Raw genomic sequence first — 21,940 nt, 5'->3', positions numbered from 1 at the left:
CTAAAAATTCTATACCATTTACAAAATTATTATAAAAAAAGAAATGAAACAAGTCCCTATTATAGATTTATACACGGCGGCCAAAATGGTCAATGAAGGTGATATACTGCTTCAAGGTGGTTTTGGAATGACAGGAAATCCAGTTCATTTGATGCATGCATTGGCTGAAATTGGAACAAAAAACCTAACATTTATTGGAAACAATACGGGTGAAGCTGGCCTTGGAGGCGGACGTTTATTGAGAAATGGCCAACTTAAAAAGATGATTGGTTCTTTTTTTACTTCTAATCCAGATGCAGTAAAAGCAGCGCAAATTGGTGCAGTGGAGTATGAATTGTTACCACAAGGTTCACTTGCCGAAGCAATTCGAGCTGGTGGCGCCGGAATAGGAGGTTTTTATACGCCAACATCTGCTGGCACTTTGATTGCTGAAGGAAGAGAAACCAAAATAATTGATGGGAAAGAACAGGTTTTTATTAAAGGAATTCGTGGAAACGTTGCCTTTATTAGAGCTTGGAGAGCAGATACGGCTGGGAATTTACAATATAGAATGACCGAGAATAACTTCAATAAAGCGATGGCAACGGCTGCCGATTTAGTGATTGTAGAAGTGGAAGAAATTGTAGAAGTTGGAGAAATAGAACCTGAATTTGTCCATACTCAAGGTTGTTTTGTAGACTTTTTAGTAGAAGCCCAAATTACTATGGAAGATTTAGGAAGTTCAGCTTCTGTTTCAACTTCGAAAAAAGTGGATGAAAGCCGAATGAATATGGCCAAGCGTGCTTTGATGGAATTAAAAAAAGGAGATGTAGTCAATTTAGGTATCGGAATTCCAACATTGGTTGCCGATTTAATTACAGAAGAACATGGGATTATTCTACATACTGAAAATGGAATGTTAGGTGTAGGCCCTGTTCCTAAAGATGGTGGTGGTGCGATGGATTATCCAGTAAATGCAGGTAAAATTCCAGTAACTGCATTAAAAGGAAGTAGTTATTTTGACAGTGCCGATTCCTTTGCAATGATTCGTGGAGGTCACGTAGATACTGCAATTATGGGAGGCTTAGAAGTAGATGAATTTGCAAATTTAGCCAATTGGGCAGTTCCTGGAAAGCCATTATTAGGCGTTGGAGGAGCAATGGATTTAGCAAAAGGAGCCAAACGTTTAATCATCACCATGACCCATTCTAATCCTGATGGTTCGTCTAAGATCGTTCCTAAATGTGTTTTACCATTGACAGCTTCTGGTGTAGTCGATTTAGTCATTACTGATTTAGCCGTTTTTACTTTTGAAGAGGGTAATTTAACATTAATTGAAATTATGCCAGGAAGTACTTTGGAAGAAGTACGAGCCAAAACGAGTGCGAAATTTATTGAAAAATTAAACTAAAAAAATATGAATCAATCGTATATCATAGATGCAATTCGAACTCCGATAGGGAGTTTCGGAGGAAGTTTATCCACTGTAAGAGCCGATGATTTGGCAGCTTTAACCATTCAGGAATTAGTAAAAAGAAATCCGAGTATTCCAGTAGAGGCAATAGATGAAGTAATTTTAGGGAACCACAATCAAGCGGGTGAAGACAATAGAAATGTAGCAAGAATGGCTACTTTATTAGCAGGTTTACCTTTTACGGTTCCGGCTCAAACAGTTAATAGACTTTGTGCTTCGGGTATGTCGGCAATTATAGACGCATCGCGTAGTATAATGGTGGGTGATGCTGATATCATGATAGCAGGTGGAATGGAACACATGACGCGAAGTCCATGGGTAATTTCTAAGACTTCAAAACCTTTTGGGAATGATGCTAAAATGTTTGACTCCAGCTTTGGATGGCGATTTGTAAATCCAAAAATGGAAGCCATGTATGGTACGCATCCAATGGGAATTACGGCAGAGAATTTAGTCGAAATGTATCAAATAAGTCGGGAAGACCAAGATTTATTTGCTTTCAATTCACAACAAAAAGCATTCTTAGCACAACAAAATGGAAGACTTGATAAAGAAATAATTGCAGTAGAGTTAATTGATAAGAAGGGAATTGTAACCCTGTTTTCTATAGATGAATTTATTAAAGGGGCTACTTCATTAGAAAAATTAGCGACATTAAAACCCGCTTTCAAGAAAGATTCTGGAAGTGTGACAGCAGGTAATGCAGCAGGTCTTAATGATGGTGCTGCTGCTATGTTTTTGGCTTCAGAAAAAGCCATAAAAAAATACAATTTGAAACCTTTAGCCCGAATTGTTGCATCGGCAATTGTTGGGGTGGAGCCTCGAATCATGGGGATTGGACCTGTTGGTGCTACTCAAAAAGCACTTCAAAAAGCGGGCTTGACTTTAGATGATATAGGGATTATTGAACTTAACGAAGCCTTTGCTGCACAAGCTTTGGCCTGTACAAGAGCATTAGGAATTCGTGATAATGATCCAAGAGTCAATCCAAATGGAGGAGCAATTGCACTCGGACATCCATTAGGAATGTCGGGAACTCGTTTGATTCAAACCGCTGCAATTGAACTTCAAAAACAAAATAAAAAATATGCCTTGTGTACCATGTGTATTGGTGTAGGTATGGGGTATGCCGTAATAATAGAAAATGTAAATCTTATATAAATAATAATAGAAATTAGAATATTTAATTTTTAAAGAATACAGTACTAAATAATGCTAAATTATGAGTAAAGAAAAATTAAGAAGAGAAGCTTTGGTTTACCATGCTAAACCACAGCCAGGCAAGATAAAAATTGTACCTACAAAACCGTATGCAACCCAGCGCGATTTGGGATTAGCATACTCACCTGGAGTAGCTGAGCCTTGTTTAGAAATTTTTAAAGACAAGGAAAATGTATATAAATATACTGCAAAAGGAAATTTAGTAGCAGTAATTACAAATGGAACGGCAGTTTTAGGACTTGGGGACATAGGACCAGAAGCTTCTAAACCAGTCATGGAAGGGAAAAGTTTGTTATTTAAAATTTTCGCAGATATTGACAGTATAGATATTGAATTGGATACAAAAGATATCGATAAGTTTATTGAAACTGTAAAAATAATGGCGCCAACTTTTGGAGGAATTAATCTGGAAGATATCAAAGCTCCTGAAGCTTTTGAAATCGAAAGAAGGTTAAAAGAAGAATTAGATATTCCAGTAATGCACGATGATCAGCACGGTACGGCCATTATATCGGCCGCTGCTTTATTGAATGCGCTAGAAATCACCAATAAAAGAATTGAAGAAGTCCGTATTGTAATAAGTGGTGCTGGAGCCGCTGCAATTTCATGTACAAGACTGTATAAGGCTTTTGGTGCATTGGGTAAGAATATTGTCATGATTGATAGTAAAGGAGTAATTCGTACCGATAGAGAAAATTTGTCCTCTGAAAAATTAGAGTTTGCTAGTGATCGAAAAATTGATACACTTGAAGAAGCAATGGTTGATGCTGATGTTTTCATCGGGCTTTCAATTGCTGATGTGGTTGATCCAGCCATGTTGCTTTCGATGGCAAGTGACCCTATTGTTTTTGCAATGGCAAATCCTGATCCAGAAATTGCTTATGATCTAGCGATTAGCACAAGAAAAGATATCATTATGGCTACAGGTCGTTCAGACCATCCTAATCAAGTTAATAATGTTCTTGGATTTCCATTTATTTTTAGAGGTGCTTTAGATGTAAGGGCAACTAAGATTAATGAAGCCATGAAGATGGCGGCTGTAAAAGCTTTGGCTGATTTGACTAGAGAAGCTGTTCCTGAAGAAGTGAATATTGCTTACGGTGAGACGCGTCTTACTTTTGGAAGAGATTATATTATTCCAAAACCATTTGATCCAAGATTAATATATTCTATTCCTCCTGCTGTTGCAAAAGCGGCTATAGAAAGTGGTGTAGCCAAAAATCCAATTGAGGATTGGGATAAATACAAAGAAGAATTACTACAGCGTTCAGGAAATGACAATAAGGTAGTTCGAATGTTACATAGCAGAGCAAAAGTGAATGCAAAAAGAATCGTTTTTGCAGAAGCGGATCATTTAGATGTTCTAAAAGCAGCACAAATTGCCTATGAAGAAGGAATTGCACAACCCATATTATTAGGAAATAGAGAAACTATTTTAGAATTAAAAAAAGAAATAGAATTTGACGCCGATATTACAATTATTGACACACATGATGACGAATCCAGTGCTTTAAGAAATAATTACGCTATTAAATTCTGGAATAACAGGAAAAGAAAAGGGTTGACTCTTTATAGTGCAAAATCTAAGATGAGAGAGCGCAATTATTTTGGAGCTATGATGGTTCATGAAGGAGATGCAGATGGGATGATATCGGGATATTCAAGAGCCTATTCAACAGTAGCAAAACCTGTTTTTGAAGTAATCGGCAAAGCCAAAAAAATTAAAAAAGTAGCAACCGTAAACATTTTGACAACTGAAAGAGGCCCTATGTTTTTAGCAGATACCGCTATCAATATTGATCCTACAGCAGAAGAATTGGCTGATATTGCCCAAATGACAGCAAATGTAGCGACCACTTTTGGTTTTGATCCCGTTATGGCGATGTTGTCGTATTCTAATTTTGGCTCTTCCGTACATCCTCATGCTACTAAAGTTAGAGAAGCTGTTGGAATTTTACATGCTAAAAAACCAGACTTGGTTGTGGATGGAGACATACAATCTGATTTTGCGTTGAATACTGACTTGTTGCAAAGTAAATTTCCGTTTTCTAAATTGGCTGGTAAAAAAGTAAATACCTTAATTTTTCCAAATTTAGAATCGGCAAATATTACGTATAAATTAATGAAAGAACTGAATAAATCAGATTCAATAGGTCCAATCATGATGGGATTAAATAAATCAGTTCACATTTTACAACTAGGAGCCAGTGTAAATGAAATGGTGAATATGACTGCGGTAGCCGTAATTGATGCTCAGGAAAGAGAGAAAAGAAAGAGTGCAAAATTAAATATTTAGTAAATTTGTTTATATTAAGATTCCTTTTTTTTTATGAATTTTGATTAACCTAATTTAAGGATTGTCTTTAAATTTATAATGAGTTTTTAGCACCTAATCTGCTTAAAATTATTTAATAAACAAATACAGTTTCAGATTTTTTTAAAAATTTGAAACTGTATTTGTTTTAAAACTATATTAAATCTCAATGCTAAAAAGTACAGCGACATTTTATCCGAGTAAATTTTATTTAACGGATTAAGATATTATTCGTAACATTGTGAATCAAATTACTTCTTAAATTTGTTTCTAATAATTTAATTTTTTATGAAAAAGTCTTCAAAAATCGATAGTCTCAGAATTGATGAATTTTCAGCTACTCCTAAATACCAACAATTGGTTAATGCAGTACTGAATGCCATAAAGCAAGGTGTCTTTAAAAAAGGAGATGCTATGCCTTCAATTAATGAACTAAGTTTTGAATATGAAATATCAAGAGTTACCATTGAAAAGGGGTATAATAAATTAAGGAAAATAGGTATTTTAGAAGCATTTCATGGCAAAGGTTATTTTATTGCTAATACTGATATTTCACAGGATTTAAAAATTTTCTTGATGTTCAATAAATTAAGTGCACATAAGAAAATTATATATGATTCATTTGTTGATACTTTAGGAGAAAAAGCAGCTATAGATTTTTATATTTATAACAATGATTATGCTTTGTTTAAAAAGTTACTAAATAAACAAAAAAATGATTATACCCATTATGTAATCATTCCTCATTTTGTTGAAAAAGCAGAAGGGTATCAGTTGTTAATTGAAGAAATACCAAAAGAAAAACTCATTATAGTTGATAAAAAAATCGAAGGTATTACTGGAAATTATGGTACCGTTTATGAAAATTTTGAAGATGATATCTATAATGCTTTAAGCAAAGCTTTAGATCCTTTGAGCAAATATCATACGCTGAAATTAATTTTTCCTGTTGACAGTTATTTTCCACAAGAGATTGTGAAGGGATTTAAAAACTTTTGTTATAATTATACTTTTAATTATAAAGTCGTAGATGATTTTGACCTTGAAGAAGTACATGAAGGAGAGGTTTATATTAATTTAATGGAATCTGATTTGGTGAAAATTTTAGATAAAATCATTGCTCTTGATTTGACCATTGGGGAACAAGTAGGAGTGATTTCATACAATGAAACCCCTTTAAAAAAATTCATCATGAATGGACTTACAACCATTTCTACTGATTTTGAAAAAATGGGTAGAACTGCAGCACAATTAGTTTTAGACTCTTCTAAAGAACATATCGAAAATCCATTTGAACTGATCCTAAGAGGATCTTTATAATAATATAATAATGGAATTACGTAAATTAAAATCATTTCTTGTTGTTGCTAAAGAATTGCATTTTGGAAAAGCAGCAAAAAAATTAAATATTACACAACCCGCTTTAACCCATCAAATTCAACAATTAGAAAGTGAGCTGGGTTTTGATCTTTTTGATAAGGAAAAAAGGATAAATCATCGAAAAGTAGAGCTTACTGAAGCTGGATCTTTTTTGATGAAAGAAGTGAGTCGTGTCATAGATCTTCTTGATAGGACGTTAAAAAGTGCCAAAGTAAATAGTGAAAAAAACAAACAAATAAAGTTGGGTATTCCTAAAATGTCGTCAGTAAATGAAGTGATCGCTGTTTTGCAAAAACTACAACTGAAGTTTCCTGAAAGTACTTTTAAAATAGTAGAATGTACTACAGTGGTATCTGTGCAAGAAGCATTGTTTAAGGGGACTATTGATATTGGAATTAGTAATTTACCATTGGTTTACAAATCGTTAGATTATGAGGTTTTTGAAAATGGTTTTCTGAATGTGATTATGTCAAAAAATCATCCATTGGCAAAATACCAAAGAATTAAGATAGAACAGCTTCGAAATGACAAATGGATTGAGTTACCTAAAGACTTATGTCCTGCAATTTTGGAAGATGTTGAAGTACTTTGTAGAAATGTAGGATTCTCTCGTGATGCCAATATTGAACAAGAAGTGTCTAATGTTGAATTATTAGTAGGGTTGGTAAATGCAGGAATTGGGATTGCAATATTTCCTAGTAGTTACCCAACAAATTTAGAAGAAGTAGTTTCTAAAGAATTGACTTTTTCTCAAAATACGCAATTAGAAATTACTAAAATAATTGCCTTCAAAGAAACCCTGGATGACGAATACCAACAAAAAATAAAAAAAGGGTGGTAATTAATTTCGTTGTTAAAAAGCTTACTCTTTATTAAGCACATTCTTAACTGTTCTAGTTTCTAACGCACCCTATTTTATTTTTTTTAATTACAGATATTTATCAGAATTAATCAATAAAATTTATTAAAATGCTTGTAACGATAACGATTGAATAGGACAGTTATTTTTTTTATTTTCACTTATTTTACAATCAACAAATACAATAAACCTATTTAATTATTTAAAATGGAGTTTATTGTTTAAAGAAAAGTAGGGTTTTTGCAAATTCCTATTGTTGATTTTAATATTCATTTGATAAAATTAAAAATAACTTTCAATTTATATATTTAAAAAACATGAAAAAATATTCCAGATTAATATCTGTTTTCTCCTTGGTACTTATTTGTAATAGTACATATGCACAAGAAAGTAAAGATGCCTTATTAAATAACTTTGAAACACCTCCTAATTCAGCTAAACCTCGCGTATGGTGGCATTGGATGCATGGAAATATATCCAAGGATGGAATTCAAAAAGATCTTTTGTGGATGAATCGTATAGGTATTGGTGGTTTTATGAATTTTGATGCTGCAATGACAACACCACAAATTGTTTCTAAAAGATTGACATATATGACTGCTGATTGGAAAGATGCTTTTCAATTTACAACAAAATTAGCCGATTCTTTAAAGTTAGAAATGGCAATTGCCGGATCTCCAGGTTGGAGTGAAAGTGGAGGACCATGGGTAGCTCCAAAAGATGGGATGAAAAAATTAGTTTGGAGTGAAATACGTGTAAAAGGCGGAAAGAAATTTACTGGAATTTTACCAAAAGCGCCAACTAAAACGGGACCATTCCAAAATATTCCTTTCTCTGAGGCAATGCCGATAGGAGAACCTGTGGGAGCGCCAGAAGATTATTATGAAGATATCAGTCTAATGGCCTATAAATTGCCAGAAGCCGAAATTAATTTAAGTGATTTAAAGCCAATAATTACTTCAAGCGGAGGAAGTTTTACAATCAAGCAACTTACAGATGGGGATTTAGCTACTACTGTTTTATTGCCGGTAACCAAAAATGATGAAAGTGCATGGATCCAATTTGCTTTCGCAGAAGCAGAGACTTTTAAAGCAATTACCGTTGTAGGAGGTGGAGATAAAGGTCCATTTGGACTTTTTGGAGAAAAAGCAGATACACGCTCACTTGAAGTAAGTGATGATGGTATTCATTTTAATAAAGTTACATTTATACCAGCTGGAGGTGTATTGCAACAAACCATTAATTTTCCAAATACAACAGCTAAATATTTTAGGGTAACGTTTAAAAACCCACCGCCACTTTTTAGTTTTGCAGCGATGATGGGATCTAATGAACCTCCAATTCCTTCACCAGGAACAGATGTTGCTGAAATAGTTTTGCATGCTACAACTCAAATTGATCGATTTGAAGAAAAAGCGGCGAATGCTGCAGTTACAAATATTGATGTAAATGGGACTTCAAGTACTACCGATGCAATTGCTCTCGAAAACATAATTGATTTATCGAATAAAATAAATGCCGATGGCACATTAAACTGGATCGTTCCAGCAGGAAATTGGAAAATAGTACGTTTTGGTTTCTCCTTGTTAGGAATTACGAATCATCCTGCATCACCAGAAGCAACAGGATTAGAAGTAGATAAATTAGATCCAGTTGCTATAAAAGCCTATTTTGAAAATTATTTAGATCAATATAAAAATGCTACTGGAGGTTTAATGGGAAATAAAGGAGGCTTACAGTATATTGTTACGGATAGTTGGGAAGCAGGAGCGCAAAACTGGACTAAAAATTTACCAGCTGAATTTGCGAAACGTAGAGGGTATGAATTAGCACCTTGGATGCCAGTATTAACTGGTGAAATTGTTAGAAGCGCGGAAGCTAGCGAGCATTTTTTATGGGATTATCGTAAAACGTTAAGTGAGATGGTGTCTGAATACCATTACGATCAGTTAACAACATTATTGCATGAACGTGGAATGAAACGCTATTCAGAGTCACATGAAAGCCGACGTGCATTAATTGCTGATGGAATGGAAGTAAAACGAACTGCTGATATTCCTATGGGAGCCATGTGGACACCTGGACAAATTGGAGGTGACGGTAAAACATATAATGTTGATATTAGAGAATCAGCTTCTGTTGCTCATATTTATGGACAAAATTTAGTGGCGGCAGAGTCATTTACCGCAATTGGAAATGCTTTTGCTTTTTCGCCAGAGCGCTTAAAACCAACTGCTGATATGGAATTGGCCAGCGGACTAAACCGTTTTGTTATTCATACTTCGGTACATCAACCTACAGATGATCATTTTCCAGGTCTGGGACTTGGGCCATTCGGACAATGGTTTACACGTCATGAAACTTGGGCAGAGCAAGCAACTGCTTGGACAAAATATTTAGCTAGAAGTTCGTATTTGTTACAGCAAGGTAAATTTGTTGCTGATATTATCTATTATTATGGAGAAGACAATAATATCACTTCACTTTTTGGACAAAAACAGCCTAAAATTCCTGTTGGTTATAATTATGATTTTGTTAATGCTGATGCGTTATTAAACGTGTTATCAGTGAAAGATGGAAAAATTGTAACTCCAAGTGGGATGCATTATAAAATATTGGCTTTGGATACCAATAGTCAACAAATGACACTAAAAGTAGCTAATAAAATAAAAGAGTTGGTAAATGATGGGGCGGTGGTTGTAGGTCTTAAGCCAATTGGAACTCCAAGTTTAACAGATGATAAAGCGACTTTTGATGCCATAATCAATGAATTATGGGGAGCTGATAATACCGTAAAATCAGTTGGAAAAGGAAAAGTGTTTACTGGAGAAAGTATTGAAAAAGTGGTAACCGCTTTAAATGTAAAACCCGATTTTGAATATACTAAACCACAAGCTGATTCTCAATTGTTATATGTGCATCGTGAATTACCGCAACAAGAATTGTATTGGGTGAATAACCGCAACGATAGAACCGAAAATGTAGAAGCTACTTTTAGAGTTTCCGGAAAAACGGTTGAAATATGGCATCCTGAAACTGGAAAAACGGAACCAGCTTCCTATTCATTTGATGGTGGTCGTACCAAAGTAAATTTGCGTTTAGAACCTAATGATGCAGTATTTGTTGTGTTTAAAGAAAATACAACAACTGTGGCTCAGTCAATACCTGCTTTGACAGAAACTAAATTAACGAAAATAGAAGGGAACTGGAATTTAAGTTTCCAAAAAGAAAGAGGAGCGCCTTCAGCAATTACAATTGATAAGTTGACTTCTTGGACTGAAAACATGGATGCTGGAGTAAAATATTTTTCAGGAACTGGAACGTACACTAAAACTATTGATGCTCCAAAAACTTGGTTCAAGAACCAGGGACAGTTGTGGATTGACCTTGGTGAGGTAAAAAACCTAGCCGAAGTTATTGTTAATGGAAAATCAATTGGAATTGTTTGGAAAAAACCATTCAGAGTAGATGCGACTGGTATTTTAAAACCAGGAAAAAATACTTTAGAAATAAAAGTGACCAATCTTTGGGTAAACCGCTTGATTGGTGATATGCAACCCGATGTTGTAAAGAAAATTACGTACACTACCATGCCGTTTTATCAAGCAGATGCTCCCTTATTACCTTCGGGGCTATTGACTACGGTTAATATTTTATCAGTAAAATAAAGGCAATTATAGATTCTAAACTATTTAGAATTTAATTTTAAAGAGGCGAACCACAAACTAAAAATAGTGTGGGTTCGCCTCTTTTTATTTCTAAGATTTAAATCCTTTTCATTGTGTTTGTATTTCAATTTGAGTTACTTTTTATTGATTTTTATATTCTACAAGTTTTCTCATTTATGTGTTTTAATTAAAAAGAGGGTGGTTTTTAAGTAGTTTATTCTCAATTTATTAGAATAGTTGTTAATCATTTCAAATAGTGTATACTCTAGTTTTACTCGACAATCTTTTACTGTCATGGTTTTATAATAATAAAAATTTATTATTATAATAAATAAATTTAATTAATATAGGTCACTTCTATTACGATTGCGTAGGACAGTTGAAAGAATGAGTATTGTTAAATTTGAAATATATAAAACATTTAAATGTGTTATATATAAAAAACACCAAGAATAAATAAATACTAACTAAAAAAACCACAAAATGAAAAATTTTTTAAAACAACATCGAGTTACCCTGTTCCTGTTAAAGGCATTAGTGTTGTATTTGGGATTTTGTACCCAAGCCATGGCGCAACAAGTTATTCAGGGAAAAGTTACTGATGAAAATAATCAACCAATAATTGGAGTTAGTGTAGCAGTAAAAGGTACTACTAATGGAGTCAATACAGATGTTGACGGAAAATATAGTATTGAAGTTAAAATTAATTCTATTTTAATATTTAATTATGTAGGCTTTAAATCAAAACAAGTTGTACTTACAAATCAAACTACTCTCAATGTAGTTTTGCAAGAAGATACACAAGCATTAGATGAGGTTATTGTAACTGGAATGTTTGATAAACGTACCAGAATGCAATCTTCGGTTTCTATTTCTACTATAAGTGCCAAACAATTTGATAAAATTGCGATTACAAGTTCTGCTGATTTGTTGAAAAATATTCCGGGAGTATTTGTGAACTCCTCTTTAGGAGAAATACGTAATACAGTATATTCTCGTGGGGTATCTGTAGGGTCTAATGATGGAGCTTCGGGTTATTATTATATTTCGATGCAAGAGGATGGTTTGCCTGTGACAAATGCTACTTTTGGAAATTATGGACCAGATTATTTCTTACGTACTGATGCTACTTTAGGCAGATTAGAAGCAGTAAGAGGAGGAACAGCGTCAATTTTAGGAAACAATGCACCAGGAGGAATATTTAATTATGTTTCAAAAACAGGAGGTAAAACTTTTGAAGGAGAAATCCGTGCTAAATATGGTTTAGAAGGGAATGGTAAAAATCCATATTACCGTACTGATTTTGATTTTGGCGGACCTTTGAGTAGGGACAAATCAGTTACATTTAATTTAGGTGGATTTTTACGTCAATCTGATGGAGCTAGATATTCTGGATATCCAATGAATAATGGAGGACAAATAAAAGCGAATTTGCAAAAGAAATATAAATCAGGTTCTGTTACGGTATTTGCAAAATACCTTAATGATCACAATGGATGGAACGAATTTACTCCAACTATTGGTTTTACGAACCCACATTATCCTGCAGGCGTTACAAACACTACTTCTGTATTGATTCCTGCAGTTACAGCTGATTTTACAGTAAACCAATCAGGCGAAAAGATGCATTATGACTCAAGAGATAAAGTACATTCGATTGATAAATCTATTGGAATTAATTGGGATCAAGACTTAGGAAGCGGATGGAAACTAGATAATAAAATTCGTTATTCAAATAAAAGTACTGTTTGGAATACTACTGCCGTAGTGTATCCGTTTGCTACTGATACTCCTGTTTTTTATGCTGTTTCTGGAAATTTATTTAATTTTGGAACGTATTCTTTTAATGATCATGCAACTGGAACCCAAATAGGTTCAGTTACTCATTCTCCAAATTTTATTGGTGGAAATTTTGCTGGATTTAATGAAACTGTAAATTACAGTAACTTTCCTGGAGCTTCTATACAGCCTAACTCTTTGTACTTTAATCCTGTGTTCTTCAATCAAAATAAAATGAAAGAAATCATAGATCAATTTACAATTACCAAGAAAATTGATAAAATGACTTTTACGGGAGGTATGTTTTATGCTAAATCTGATTTAGATCGATTATCTTCTACTGGTATTGGAGTATCGTATTCTCAAATGACTTCACCTAGACCTTCTTTAACAGATATTTCATATGTTGGTTTATATGATGGTCAAACCTATAATGTTACTAATCCTGACGGAATTACAGGTGGTTCAGGTAAAAGTGCGCCAGTAGATATTATTACTGTATCTCAAAAACAATTGGCTTTTTTCTTTGGTCATACTTGGGAGATGAGTTCAAAAGTAAATTTTGATTGGGGAATTCGTTCTGAATCCGTTTCTTTTAATGGAAACAATCAAATTTCTGAAAGTGTTGCCACAGTTAATCCTGGTGGAACAGATGGAAATCCATTTACTTTATATGACAATACTATGGGGCAAATTAAAGCCACCTATGCTTATTCTAACAAGAAAGTAAATACATTTTCTTTTTCAAGTGGTTTGAATTATAAATTTGCAGATAATCAAGCAATATATGGCCGTTATTCACTAGGTAACAAAGCGCCAGATATGGATATGTTTGTGACTACAAATACTGCTTTTGGAGCAGCTAACTTAGATCCTACAGCTCAAAAAATTCAACAATATGAGGCGGGATATAAATTGAAAACGGGGGCGACAAATTTATTTATAACTCCTTTTTATAGTATAGTGAGCAATGTTCCGCAACGAACAACTGGTCAAGAAACTGATGATATTACTACAGCTTATAATACACCTGCATTGTATAATAAATTTAGAACAATGGGGGTTGAATTTGAAGTAAATCAGGAATTTACAGAAAAATTTAGTGTAAGAGCAGTAGCTACTTTTCAAGATTCTAAAGCAGTTGTTTACAAAACATGGGATTTGGGTGCTAATGGTTCAGCAGATGATAAAATAGTGGATTACTCTGGAAATGAAACGGATAATAATGCGAAAGTTATTTTAAGAATTTCACCTACTTATACTTCAGGAAAATTCTATTCATCACTAGATTTCTCATATATGGGAAAACGTGCGGCTAACGTTCCAAATGCATTTCAATTGCCTTCTTACAATCAAACTAATTTGAATTTAGGATATAATTTGACTTCAAAAATTCAATTGCAAGCTAACATCAACAACCTTTTCAACCAAATTGGAGTGATGGGGTGGTCAGCTCCAGGAGGATTTCCAGCAGCATTAGACAGACAAGGATTTACAGCAGAAAAATTGGCAGCAAATCCAAACGTAGTATATTCTACTTTGAGCTTACCGGCTAGAGCTTATTTTATTACTGCGACATATAAATTTTAAGTTTCATGATTTGTTAATTATGAATGACCAGATAAGGCTTATTGTCTTATCTGGTTTTTTAGGTAACTTTCAGTCTTTAATTTTATTAAAATAATCTGAAATTTTTCAAAATGATAAAACAAACTTTATTTCTAGTCCTATTATTGAGTTTTACAATAAGTAACGCTCAAAAAGTTATTCCACTTTACAAAGGAAAAGTTCCTAATTCTAAAGATATAGCTGGTTTGACAGATACTACCGCTATTTTTCCTTCTGGAAATAAAATGATTCATTTTGTTCTAAGAGTTGCCAGTCCAGATTTGACTGTTTTTTTGCCAGAGAAAAGTAAAGCTACTGGTATAGCGGTTATTATTTGTCCTGGTGGAGGTTATTCGGGTTTAGCAATTGACCATGAAGGGTATGATATTGCTAAAAAATTAAATGAAAAAGGGATTGCGGGTTTTGTTTTAAGATACCGTCTTCCAAATGCACAATATGTAGAAAATAAGGAAATAGTGCCTTTGCAGGATGCACAACGTGCTATTCAATTGGTTCGGGAAAATGCTAAAAAATGGGGAATCAATCCTCATAAAATTGGTATAGAAGGAAATTCGGCAGGTGGGCATTTAGCTTCCACGGCTGGAACTCATTATCAAAAAGCACTAATTGACAATCCGCTAAAAACCAGTTTGCGTCCGGACTTTATGGTTTTAAATTATCCTGTTATCAGTATGGCGGATAGTTTGACACATATGGGGTCAAGATACAATTTGATAGGTGATGGATTATCTCCTAATGAATTGAAAGTAGTTATGAGTGACTGGAAAACATCGGAACAAAAATTAGCCAATCTACCAGTGAATGGAGATAAAATTAAAGAATATTCTAATGAGCTTCAGGTGACTGCCGATACACCTCCTACATTTATAACGCATTCGGTAGATGATAATACGGTTAAAGTGCAAAATTCATTACTTTTTATCGCTGCATTACAAAAAAACAAAGTTCCAGTTGAATCCTTTTTTTATGCCAAAGGCGGACATGGTTTTAGTATGGATAATCCAACAACTGATGTAGAATGGATAGACTCTTGCATGGATTGGATTTTAAAAATAAATAAATAAAACGAATTAAAATTTTCAAAAAATGAAAAAACACATTTTACTTATAGTATTCATTTGCTTCAGTTCAATAGCTTTTGGACAAACCAATCTTCGAAACCTTACAGTCGAAAATGCAACTAATCCTATTGGAATAGGAGTGGAAACACCTCGTTTTAGTTGGCAATTGGTTTCTAATAAACAGAATGTTAAGCAAACTGCTTACGAAATTCAGGTAAAAGAAGGAACCAATACCCTTTGGAGATCTGGAAAAGTGATATCTGATGCTTCTATTTTTAATAGATACGGAGGTTCGCCATTGGTATCTAATGCTAAATACTATTGGCAAGTACGCGTTTGGGACAATCAAGGAAAAGTTTCTAATTGGGCAACAGCTTCATTTGGAACTGCCTTGCTTCATTCGAATGAGTGGAAAGCGACTTGGATCTCCTCTGGTTTAAAAAGTGATACTGTAAATGGTGTTGTACCCCTGTTCAGAAAATCATTTTTGGCCAATAAAAAAATTGCTTCAGCGAAAGTATATGTCACCTCAAGAGGTTTGTATGAGGTTCAAATCAACGGAAAACGAATGGGTGATTCTTATTTGTCGCCAGGATGGACAAGTTATGATAAGCATTTGCAATATCAAACCTATGATGTTTCTAATTTACTTTCAGAAGGTAAAAATGCCATCGGAGCGATTGTAGGAAGTGGTTGGTACCGCACGCGTTTAGGTTGGGAAAACAGGCAAAATATTTATGGAAAAGAAACAGCGCTGCTTTTTCAAATGGTAATTAAATACACTGATGGAACAACTGAAACGGTAGTTTCTGATACTTCTTGGAAAGCGAGCAATAGTCACATTATCTCTTCTGAAATTTATAACGGCGAAGTTCAAGATGCCCGTTTGGAACAAAAAAACTATAGTGTTGCTAATTTTGATGATAGCAAATGGACAAATGTTGTTAACAAAGACTTTCCAACAAATTATATTACGGCTGCTATCAATGAGCCAATTCGCAAACACGAAAATTTAAAACCAATAGCTGTTTTGACTTCTCCAAAAGGGGAAACAATTTTAGACTTTGGTCAAAATTTAGCCGGTTGGGTAAAAGTAAGTGTTCAAGGAAAAGCGGGTGATATCATCAAACTTTCTCACGTAGAAATGTTGGATAAAAAAGGAACTCCTTATTTTGAAAACTTACGTTCTGCCAAAGCACAAGCTACTTACACTTTAAGTGGTAATGGAATTGAAACTTTCGAACCTCATTTTACGACTTTTGGTTTTCGTTATTTAAAAGTAGAAGGAATTACAGGGAAAATAAACCCAAATGATTTTACGGCAATTGCATTATATTCTGACATTAAAAAAACGGGTGCTTTTGAAACTTCAAATGCATACCTAAACAAATTACAATCTAATATTCAATGGAGCCAAAGAGGGAATTTCTTGGACGTACCTACAGATTGTCCACAACGGGACGAACGTTTAGGCTGGACCGGTGATGCCGAAGTATTTTCAAGAACAGCTTCTTTTAATTTTAATGTGGATCAGTTTTTTGCAAAATGGCTAATTGATGTTGCGGCAGACCAAAAAGAAAATGGAGCAGTGCCATTTGTTATTCCAAATGCTTTGAAAGGATCTTTTTTTGATATGCCTGTTGGAGCTGCAGGTTGGTCGGATGCCAGTATTATAATTCCGTACAATATGTATGTGAGTTTTGGCGACAAGGAAATCGTAGAAAGACAATATCCAAGCATGAAAGCGTATTTGGGCTATGTGCAAAGTACTGCCAAAAATGATTTGTGGAATACTGGTTTTCAGTTTGCGGATTGGTTGAGCTATAGAGTGGATGATTCAAAAGGAATGATAGGAATGAAATCCGCTATTACCGATAACTATTTGGTTGCCCAATGTTTCTATGCCTACAATACTCAAATTATGATAAAAGCTGCTACTTTATTGGGTAAAACCGATGAAGTACAGGAATATCAAGCGCTTTTGGAACGCATAAAGAAAGCATTTCAAACCGAATATATGACAGCATCAGGCAAGTTAATTTCGGAAACACAAACTGCTTATATTTTGGCTTTACAATTTGATATGTTACCAGAAAACTTAAGAGCGCAAGCGGTTGATCGTTTGGTAAAAAATATCGAAAGTTATGAGTATCATTTGACTACCGGATTCTTGGGAACACCTTTTTTAAATCCCGTTTTGACCCGTTTTGGACGAAATGACGTGGCTTACAAATTGTTGCTTCAAGACACCTATCCTTCATGGTTGTATCCAATAAAAGCGCACGGAGCGACTACAATTTGGGAACGTTGGGACTCGATGAAACCGGACGGTACTTTTCAAGATCCAAGCATGACTTCCTTTAATCATTACGCGTATGGTGCAGTGGGAGATTGGATGTATAGAACAATTACAGGTATTGATACTAAAGAAGCCGAAGGTGCGGGTTATAAATCAATTATCATTAAACCTGAAATAGGGGGGGATTTGACTTTTGCCAAAGCAAGTTTAGAAACCAATTATGGCTTGGTGTCTTCTTCTTGGAATATTGAAGGAAACAAATTTATGTTGGATGTTGAAGTTCCAGCCAACACCAATGCGACTATTGAATTTCCAACAAATAAAATGGAAACCATAAAAGAAAATAAAACTGTTATTAATGCCAAAAGTATAACTGTTGGCTCGGGTAAATATCATTATGAAATGGAACTTTAATTTATTTATAATCAATATAATAACGGATCCACTCAGGAGAATGTAATCAACTACTCCTGGATTTACATTAAATATTCCGCTCTTATGGAATTTCCAAAGGATAAGGAGAGTAGAGGAAAAAAAGGTGCTTTTGTAAGGACTGTATAGGACTGTTTTGTTCTAGATATTCTCTTATTTTACAACACCAGAATCAATAACTATAAATTAAATTACCAAATGGAATCATTACTCGGATTGCTTTTTCACTCGATAGGAGGTTTCTCTTCAGGAAGTTTTTATATGCCTTTCAAAAAGGTTAAAGGTTGGGCTTGGGAAAGCTATTGGATTGTTGGAGGTTTTTTCTCCTGGTTAGTAGTTCCGCCAATAGCAGCGTATTTGACTATTCCAAACTTTACTGAAATCATTAGCGCAGCTACACCTACTATAAAAGCGTTTACCTATTCCATGGGATTGATTTGGGGAATTGGAGGACTTACTTACGGTCTTGGTGTTAGATACTTGGGAATGTCTTTAGGAAATTCCATAACCTTAGGTTTCTGTTCTGCATTTGGAGCATTAGTACCTTCAATATACTATAATTTTTACCCTACAGAAGGTAAGGTTTCTTTTTCTGATATGTTGCACAGTACCGGTGGTCAAATTGTTTTATTAGGTGTTTTAGTTTGCCTAATAGGTATTGCCATTTCAGGAAAAGCAGGAATGCTGAAAGAAGCTGATTTTGCTACTGGACATGAAGACAAAGACAAAGATTTTAGCCTTGTCAAAGGATTAATGATTGCCATAATATCAGGGATACTTAGTTCCTTTTTTAATTTCGGAATTGAAGCGGGTAAACCTATGGCAGAAGAAGCGGTAAGACAAGGATTTAATCCTTTGTTTCAAAATAATGTAACCTATGTAGTACTGCTTTGGGGCGGTTTAACAACCAATTTTATCTGGTGTATGTACCTTAATTTCAAAAATAAAACTTTTGGAGACTATACCAATACAGAAACTCCAATAGCAAAAAACACTTTATTCTCAGCTATTGCGGGAACCATGTGGTTTTTACAATTCTTCTTTTATGGAATGGGGGAAAGTAAATTGGGTAACGGAGCTAGTTCTTGGATTGTACATATGGCTACCATTATTTTAACAGCTAATTTTTGGGGGTTTTATCTCAAAGAATGGTCAGGGGTATCCAAAAAGACTTTTAAAACTTTTCTTTGGGGAATTGGTTTGATACTCGCTTCAATCGTATTGGTTGGAATAGGAAATTCACTTTAATAATAAAAAAAATCAGATTCTTATATATATCACTTTTTATACAACACAATATGTCAAATATAAATACAAATAACATGACTTTTCAGCACGTAAGCTACCTTTGGGATGAAGCTAAAGCCAAGGAATTAGCAGGAGACGAAGTAGCACTTTTTATCTATCGTTCTAATTTATTAGGAGCCGATTTGAGGCTAACTAATTATGGAGGAGGAAATACTTCTGTGAAGATTACAGATAAGGACCCATTAACTGGAACGGAGTCCGAAGTAATGTGGATCAAAGGTTCAGGTGGAGACATTGGAACATTAACAAAATCAGGATGTGCGGCACTTTATTTAGAAAGGTTGCGAAACTTGGAAAATGTATACAGAGGCATTGAATTTGAAGATGAAATGGTAGAGTTATTCAATCACTGTATTTTCGATTTAGCTTCAAAAGCCCCTTCAATTGATACGCCTTTACACGGTTTCTTACCTTTCAAACATATTGATCACTTACATCCAGATGCTGCAATAGCAATTTGTGCTGCAAAAGAGGGAAAGAAAATTACAGAAGAATTATTCGACGGAGAAATTGGTTGGGTTGGATGGCAACGTCCTGGTTTCGACTTAGGTTTGCAAATGCGTACATGTCTAGAAGAAGCGGAAAAGAAAGGAAAAAAATTAAAAGGAGTAATGTTAGGTTCTCACGGTTTGTTTACTTGGGGAGATACTTCTTATGAAAGTTACATCAATACACTGGAAGTAATTGAAAAATGTGCAGAGTATTTAAAAAGCAAGTATGGTAAAATACGTCCTGTATTTGGAGGACAAAAAACCGAAAGCCTTCCAGTTGATGCACGTCAATTACAAGCGGCAAAATTAGCTCCAATTTTGAGAGGTTTCTGTTCTTCAGAACGTAAAATGATTGGGCACTATACAGATGATGCTAGAGTGTTGGAATTCATCAATTCGAATGATTTAGAAAAATTAGCTCCTCTTGGAACTTCTTGTCCAGATCATTTCTTGAGAACTAAAATAAGTCCTTTAGTAATTGAATTGGCTCCAAATGAAGATTTGTCGGATGTTGAAGCTATCAAAGCGAAGTTGACTCCAGCTTTTGAAGCATATCGTCAAATGTACTCTGAGTACTATAACACTTGTAAAAAATCAAATTCACCTGCAATGCGTGACCCGAATCCTGTGGTAATTTTATATCCAGGTGTAGGGATGTTTACTTTTGCAAAAGATAAAACAATGGCTCGCTTAGCATCAGAATATTATACAAATGCGGTAAATGTTATGAAAGGTGCGGAAGCAGTTTCAGAATATACGGCTTTACCTCGTCAAGAAGCTTTTGATATTGAATATTGGTTATTGGAAGAGGCGAAGTTGCAACGTATGCCAAAGCCTAAAGCATTGTCTGGACGAATCGCTTTGATTACAGGTTCTGCAGGTGGAATAGGTAAAGCTATTGCAAAAAGATTTGCTGAGGAAGGCGCTTGTGTAGTTATCAACGATATCAATGTAGAACGTTTAGAAGGTGCTACAGCTGATTTTATTAAAACTTTTGGTAAAGATGCTATTTCAAGTACTTTATTAAACGTGACTGATGAAAAAAGTACAGAAAAAGCGTTAGATGCTGCTTGTTTGGCTTTTGGAGGGGTTGATATTGTAGTGAATAATGCTGGAATTAGTATCTCAAAATCAATTGCAGAACACAGTTTAGAAGACTGGGATAAATTATATGATATCTTGGTGAAAGGGCAATTTATTGTTTCTAAGGCCGGAATAGAAGTCATGCGCAAACAAGGATTTGGTGGAGATTTAGTAAATATTGTGTCCAAAAATGCAGTAGTTGCAGGACCTAATAACCCTGGTTATGGTTCTGCCAAAGCGGCTCAAGCGCACCTTACTCGTTTAATGGCTGCCGAATTAGGTCCTGACAAAATCCGTGTGAATACCGTAAACCCAGATGCCGTAATCTCTGATTCCAATATTTGGTCAGGTGGTTGGGCTGAAGGTCGTGCTAAAGCGTATGGAGTTACAGTTGCAGAACTGCCTGCTTATTATGCGAAACGTACGTTATTGAATGAAATTATATTGCCCGATGATATTGCCAATGCTTGTTTTGCATTTGTAGGTGGTTTGTTGAATAAATCAACTGGAAATGCCTTGAATGTGGATGGTGGTGTAGCAATGGGCTTTTACAGATAAATTTGAATTTGGTTTTTAAATTGATTTTTCTAACGTCCGTATCTTTCGGGCGTTAGATTTATTTAAATTTGTAAATAGAATTTATATGGAAAAAGTAGCTTTTAAAATGCAGCTTCATCAAGAGCAGGTTCAAGAATACCAACGCCGACATAATGAAATCTGGCCAGAACTTGTAGCTTTACTAAAAAATACTGGAGTTACCGATTATTCTATTTTCTTAGACCCAAGCACAAATGCTTTGTTTGCAGTCTTAAAAATTAAAACCCCAGCTTTATTAGACGAACTATCGAAGCACCCTACAATACAGAAATGGTGGAAGTATATGAGTGATATTATGGAAACGAATCCTGATAATTCACCATTAACTACTACTTTAAAAGAAGTTTTTTATTTACCTTAAAAAAA

The 21,940-nt window shown here is 34.5% G+C and carries 12 protein-coding genes; all 12 read left to right on the top strand.

All coding sequences use genetic code 11. The features are described from left to right. Positions 1 to 43: 43 nt before the first annotated feature. The 12 genes from AB3G34_RS07605 to rhaM all read left to right on the top strand — a co-directional run bounded on the left by AB3G34_RS07605 (position 44) and on the right by rhaM (position 21,935). Positions 44 to 1,390 (top strand): 3-oxoacid CoA-transferase, encoded by a 1,347-nt coding sequence (locus AB3G34_RS07605; RefSeq protein WP_369753963.1) that lies wholly within the window; start codon positions 44 to 46, stop codon positions 1,388 to 1,390. Positions 1,391 to 1,396: 6 nt separating this feature from the next. Next, the gene (locus AB3G34_RS07600; RefSeq protein ID WP_369753962.1) at positions 1,397 to 2,614 is read left to right on the top strand and encodes an acetyl-CoA C-acyltransferase; all 1,218 of its coding nucleotides are present in this window, start codon (positions 1,397 to 1,399) and stop codon (positions 2,612 to 2,614) included. A 61-nt stretch (positions 2,615 to 2,675) separates the two neighbouring features. Then, the gene (locus AB3G34_RS07595) at positions 2,676 to 4,970 is read left to right on the top strand and encodes an NADP-dependent malic enzyme (protein WP_369753961.1); all 2,295 of its coding nucleotides are present in this window, start codon (positions 2,676 to 2,678) and stop codon (positions 4,968 to 4,970) included. A gap of 306 nt (positions 4,971 to 5,276) precedes the next feature. Then, positions 5,277 to 6,308 carry a GntR family transcriptional regulator gene (locus tag AB3G34_RS07590; RefSeq protein ID WP_369753960.1) on the top strand — a complete coding sequence of 344 codons (1,032 nt, stop codon included), beginning with the start codon at positions 5,277 to 5,279 and terminating at the stop codon, positions 6,306 to 6,308. Between the two features lie 10 nt (positions 6,309 to 6,318). Next, on the top strand, positions 6,319 to 7,209 hold the full coding sequence (locus AB3G34_RS07585; RefSeq protein WP_369753959.1) for a LysR family transcriptional regulator: 891 nt from the start codon (positions 6,319 to 6,321) through the stop codon (positions 7,207 to 7,209). Positions 7,210 to 7,544: 335 nt separating this feature from the next. Then, entirely contained in the window at positions 7,545 to 10,895 is a 3,351-nt protein-coding gene (locus AB3G34_RS07580) for a glycosyl hydrolase (RefSeq protein ID WP_369753958.1), read from the top strand. Positions 10,896 to 11,378: 483 nt separating this feature from the next. After that, complete coding sequence (locus tag AB3G34_RS07575) at positions 11,379 to 14,264, top strand: TonB-dependent receptor domain-containing protein (RefSeq protein ID WP_369753956.1); 2,886 nt, start codon at positions 11,379 to 11,381, stop codon at positions 14,262 to 14,264. Between the two features lie 110 nt (positions 14,265 to 14,374). Then, positions 14,375 to 15,367, top strand: coding sequence for an alpha/beta hydrolase (locus AB3G34_RS07570; RefSeq protein ID WP_369753955.1), 993 nt, complete (start codon positions 14,375 to 14,377; stop codon positions 15,365 to 15,367). Between the two features lie 22 nt (positions 15,368 to 15,389). Beyond that, complete coding sequence (locus AB3G34_RS07565; RefSeq protein ID WP_369753954.1) at positions 15,390 to 18,077, top strand: family 78 glycoside hydrolase catalytic domain; 2,688 nt, start codon at positions 15,390 to 15,392, stop codon at positions 18,075 to 18,077. A gap of 216 nt (positions 18,078 to 18,293) precedes the next feature. Continuing rightward, a complete protein-coding gene (gene rhaT / locus AB3G34_RS07560; RefSeq protein WP_369753952.1) occupies positions 18,294 to 19,343 on the top strand; it encodes an L-rhamnose/proton symporter RhaT in 1,050 nt (349 codons plus the stop codon). Between the two features lie 50 nt (positions 19,344 to 19,393). Continuing rightward, entirely contained in the window at positions 19,394 to 21,535 is a 2,142-nt protein-coding gene (locus AB3G34_RS07555; protein WP_369753951.1) for a bifunctional aldolase/short-chain dehydrogenase, read from the top strand. Positions 21,536 to 21,620: 85 nt separating this feature from the next. After that, complete coding sequence (rhaM, locus tag AB3G34_RS07550; RefSeq protein WP_369753950.1) at positions 21,621 to 21,935, top strand: L-rhamnose mutarotase; 315 nt, start codon at positions 21,621 to 21,623, stop codon at positions 21,933 to 21,935. Positions 21,936 to 21,940 lie beyond the last annotated feature (5 nt).

The sequence above is a fragment of the Flavobacterium sp. WC2409 genome (genome assembly GCF_041200085.1).
GTDB lineage: Bacteria > Bacteroidota > Bacteroidia > Flavobacteriales > Flavobacteriaceae > Flavobacterium.
This window is presented reverse-complemented; position numbering and strand designations above follow the sequence as displayed.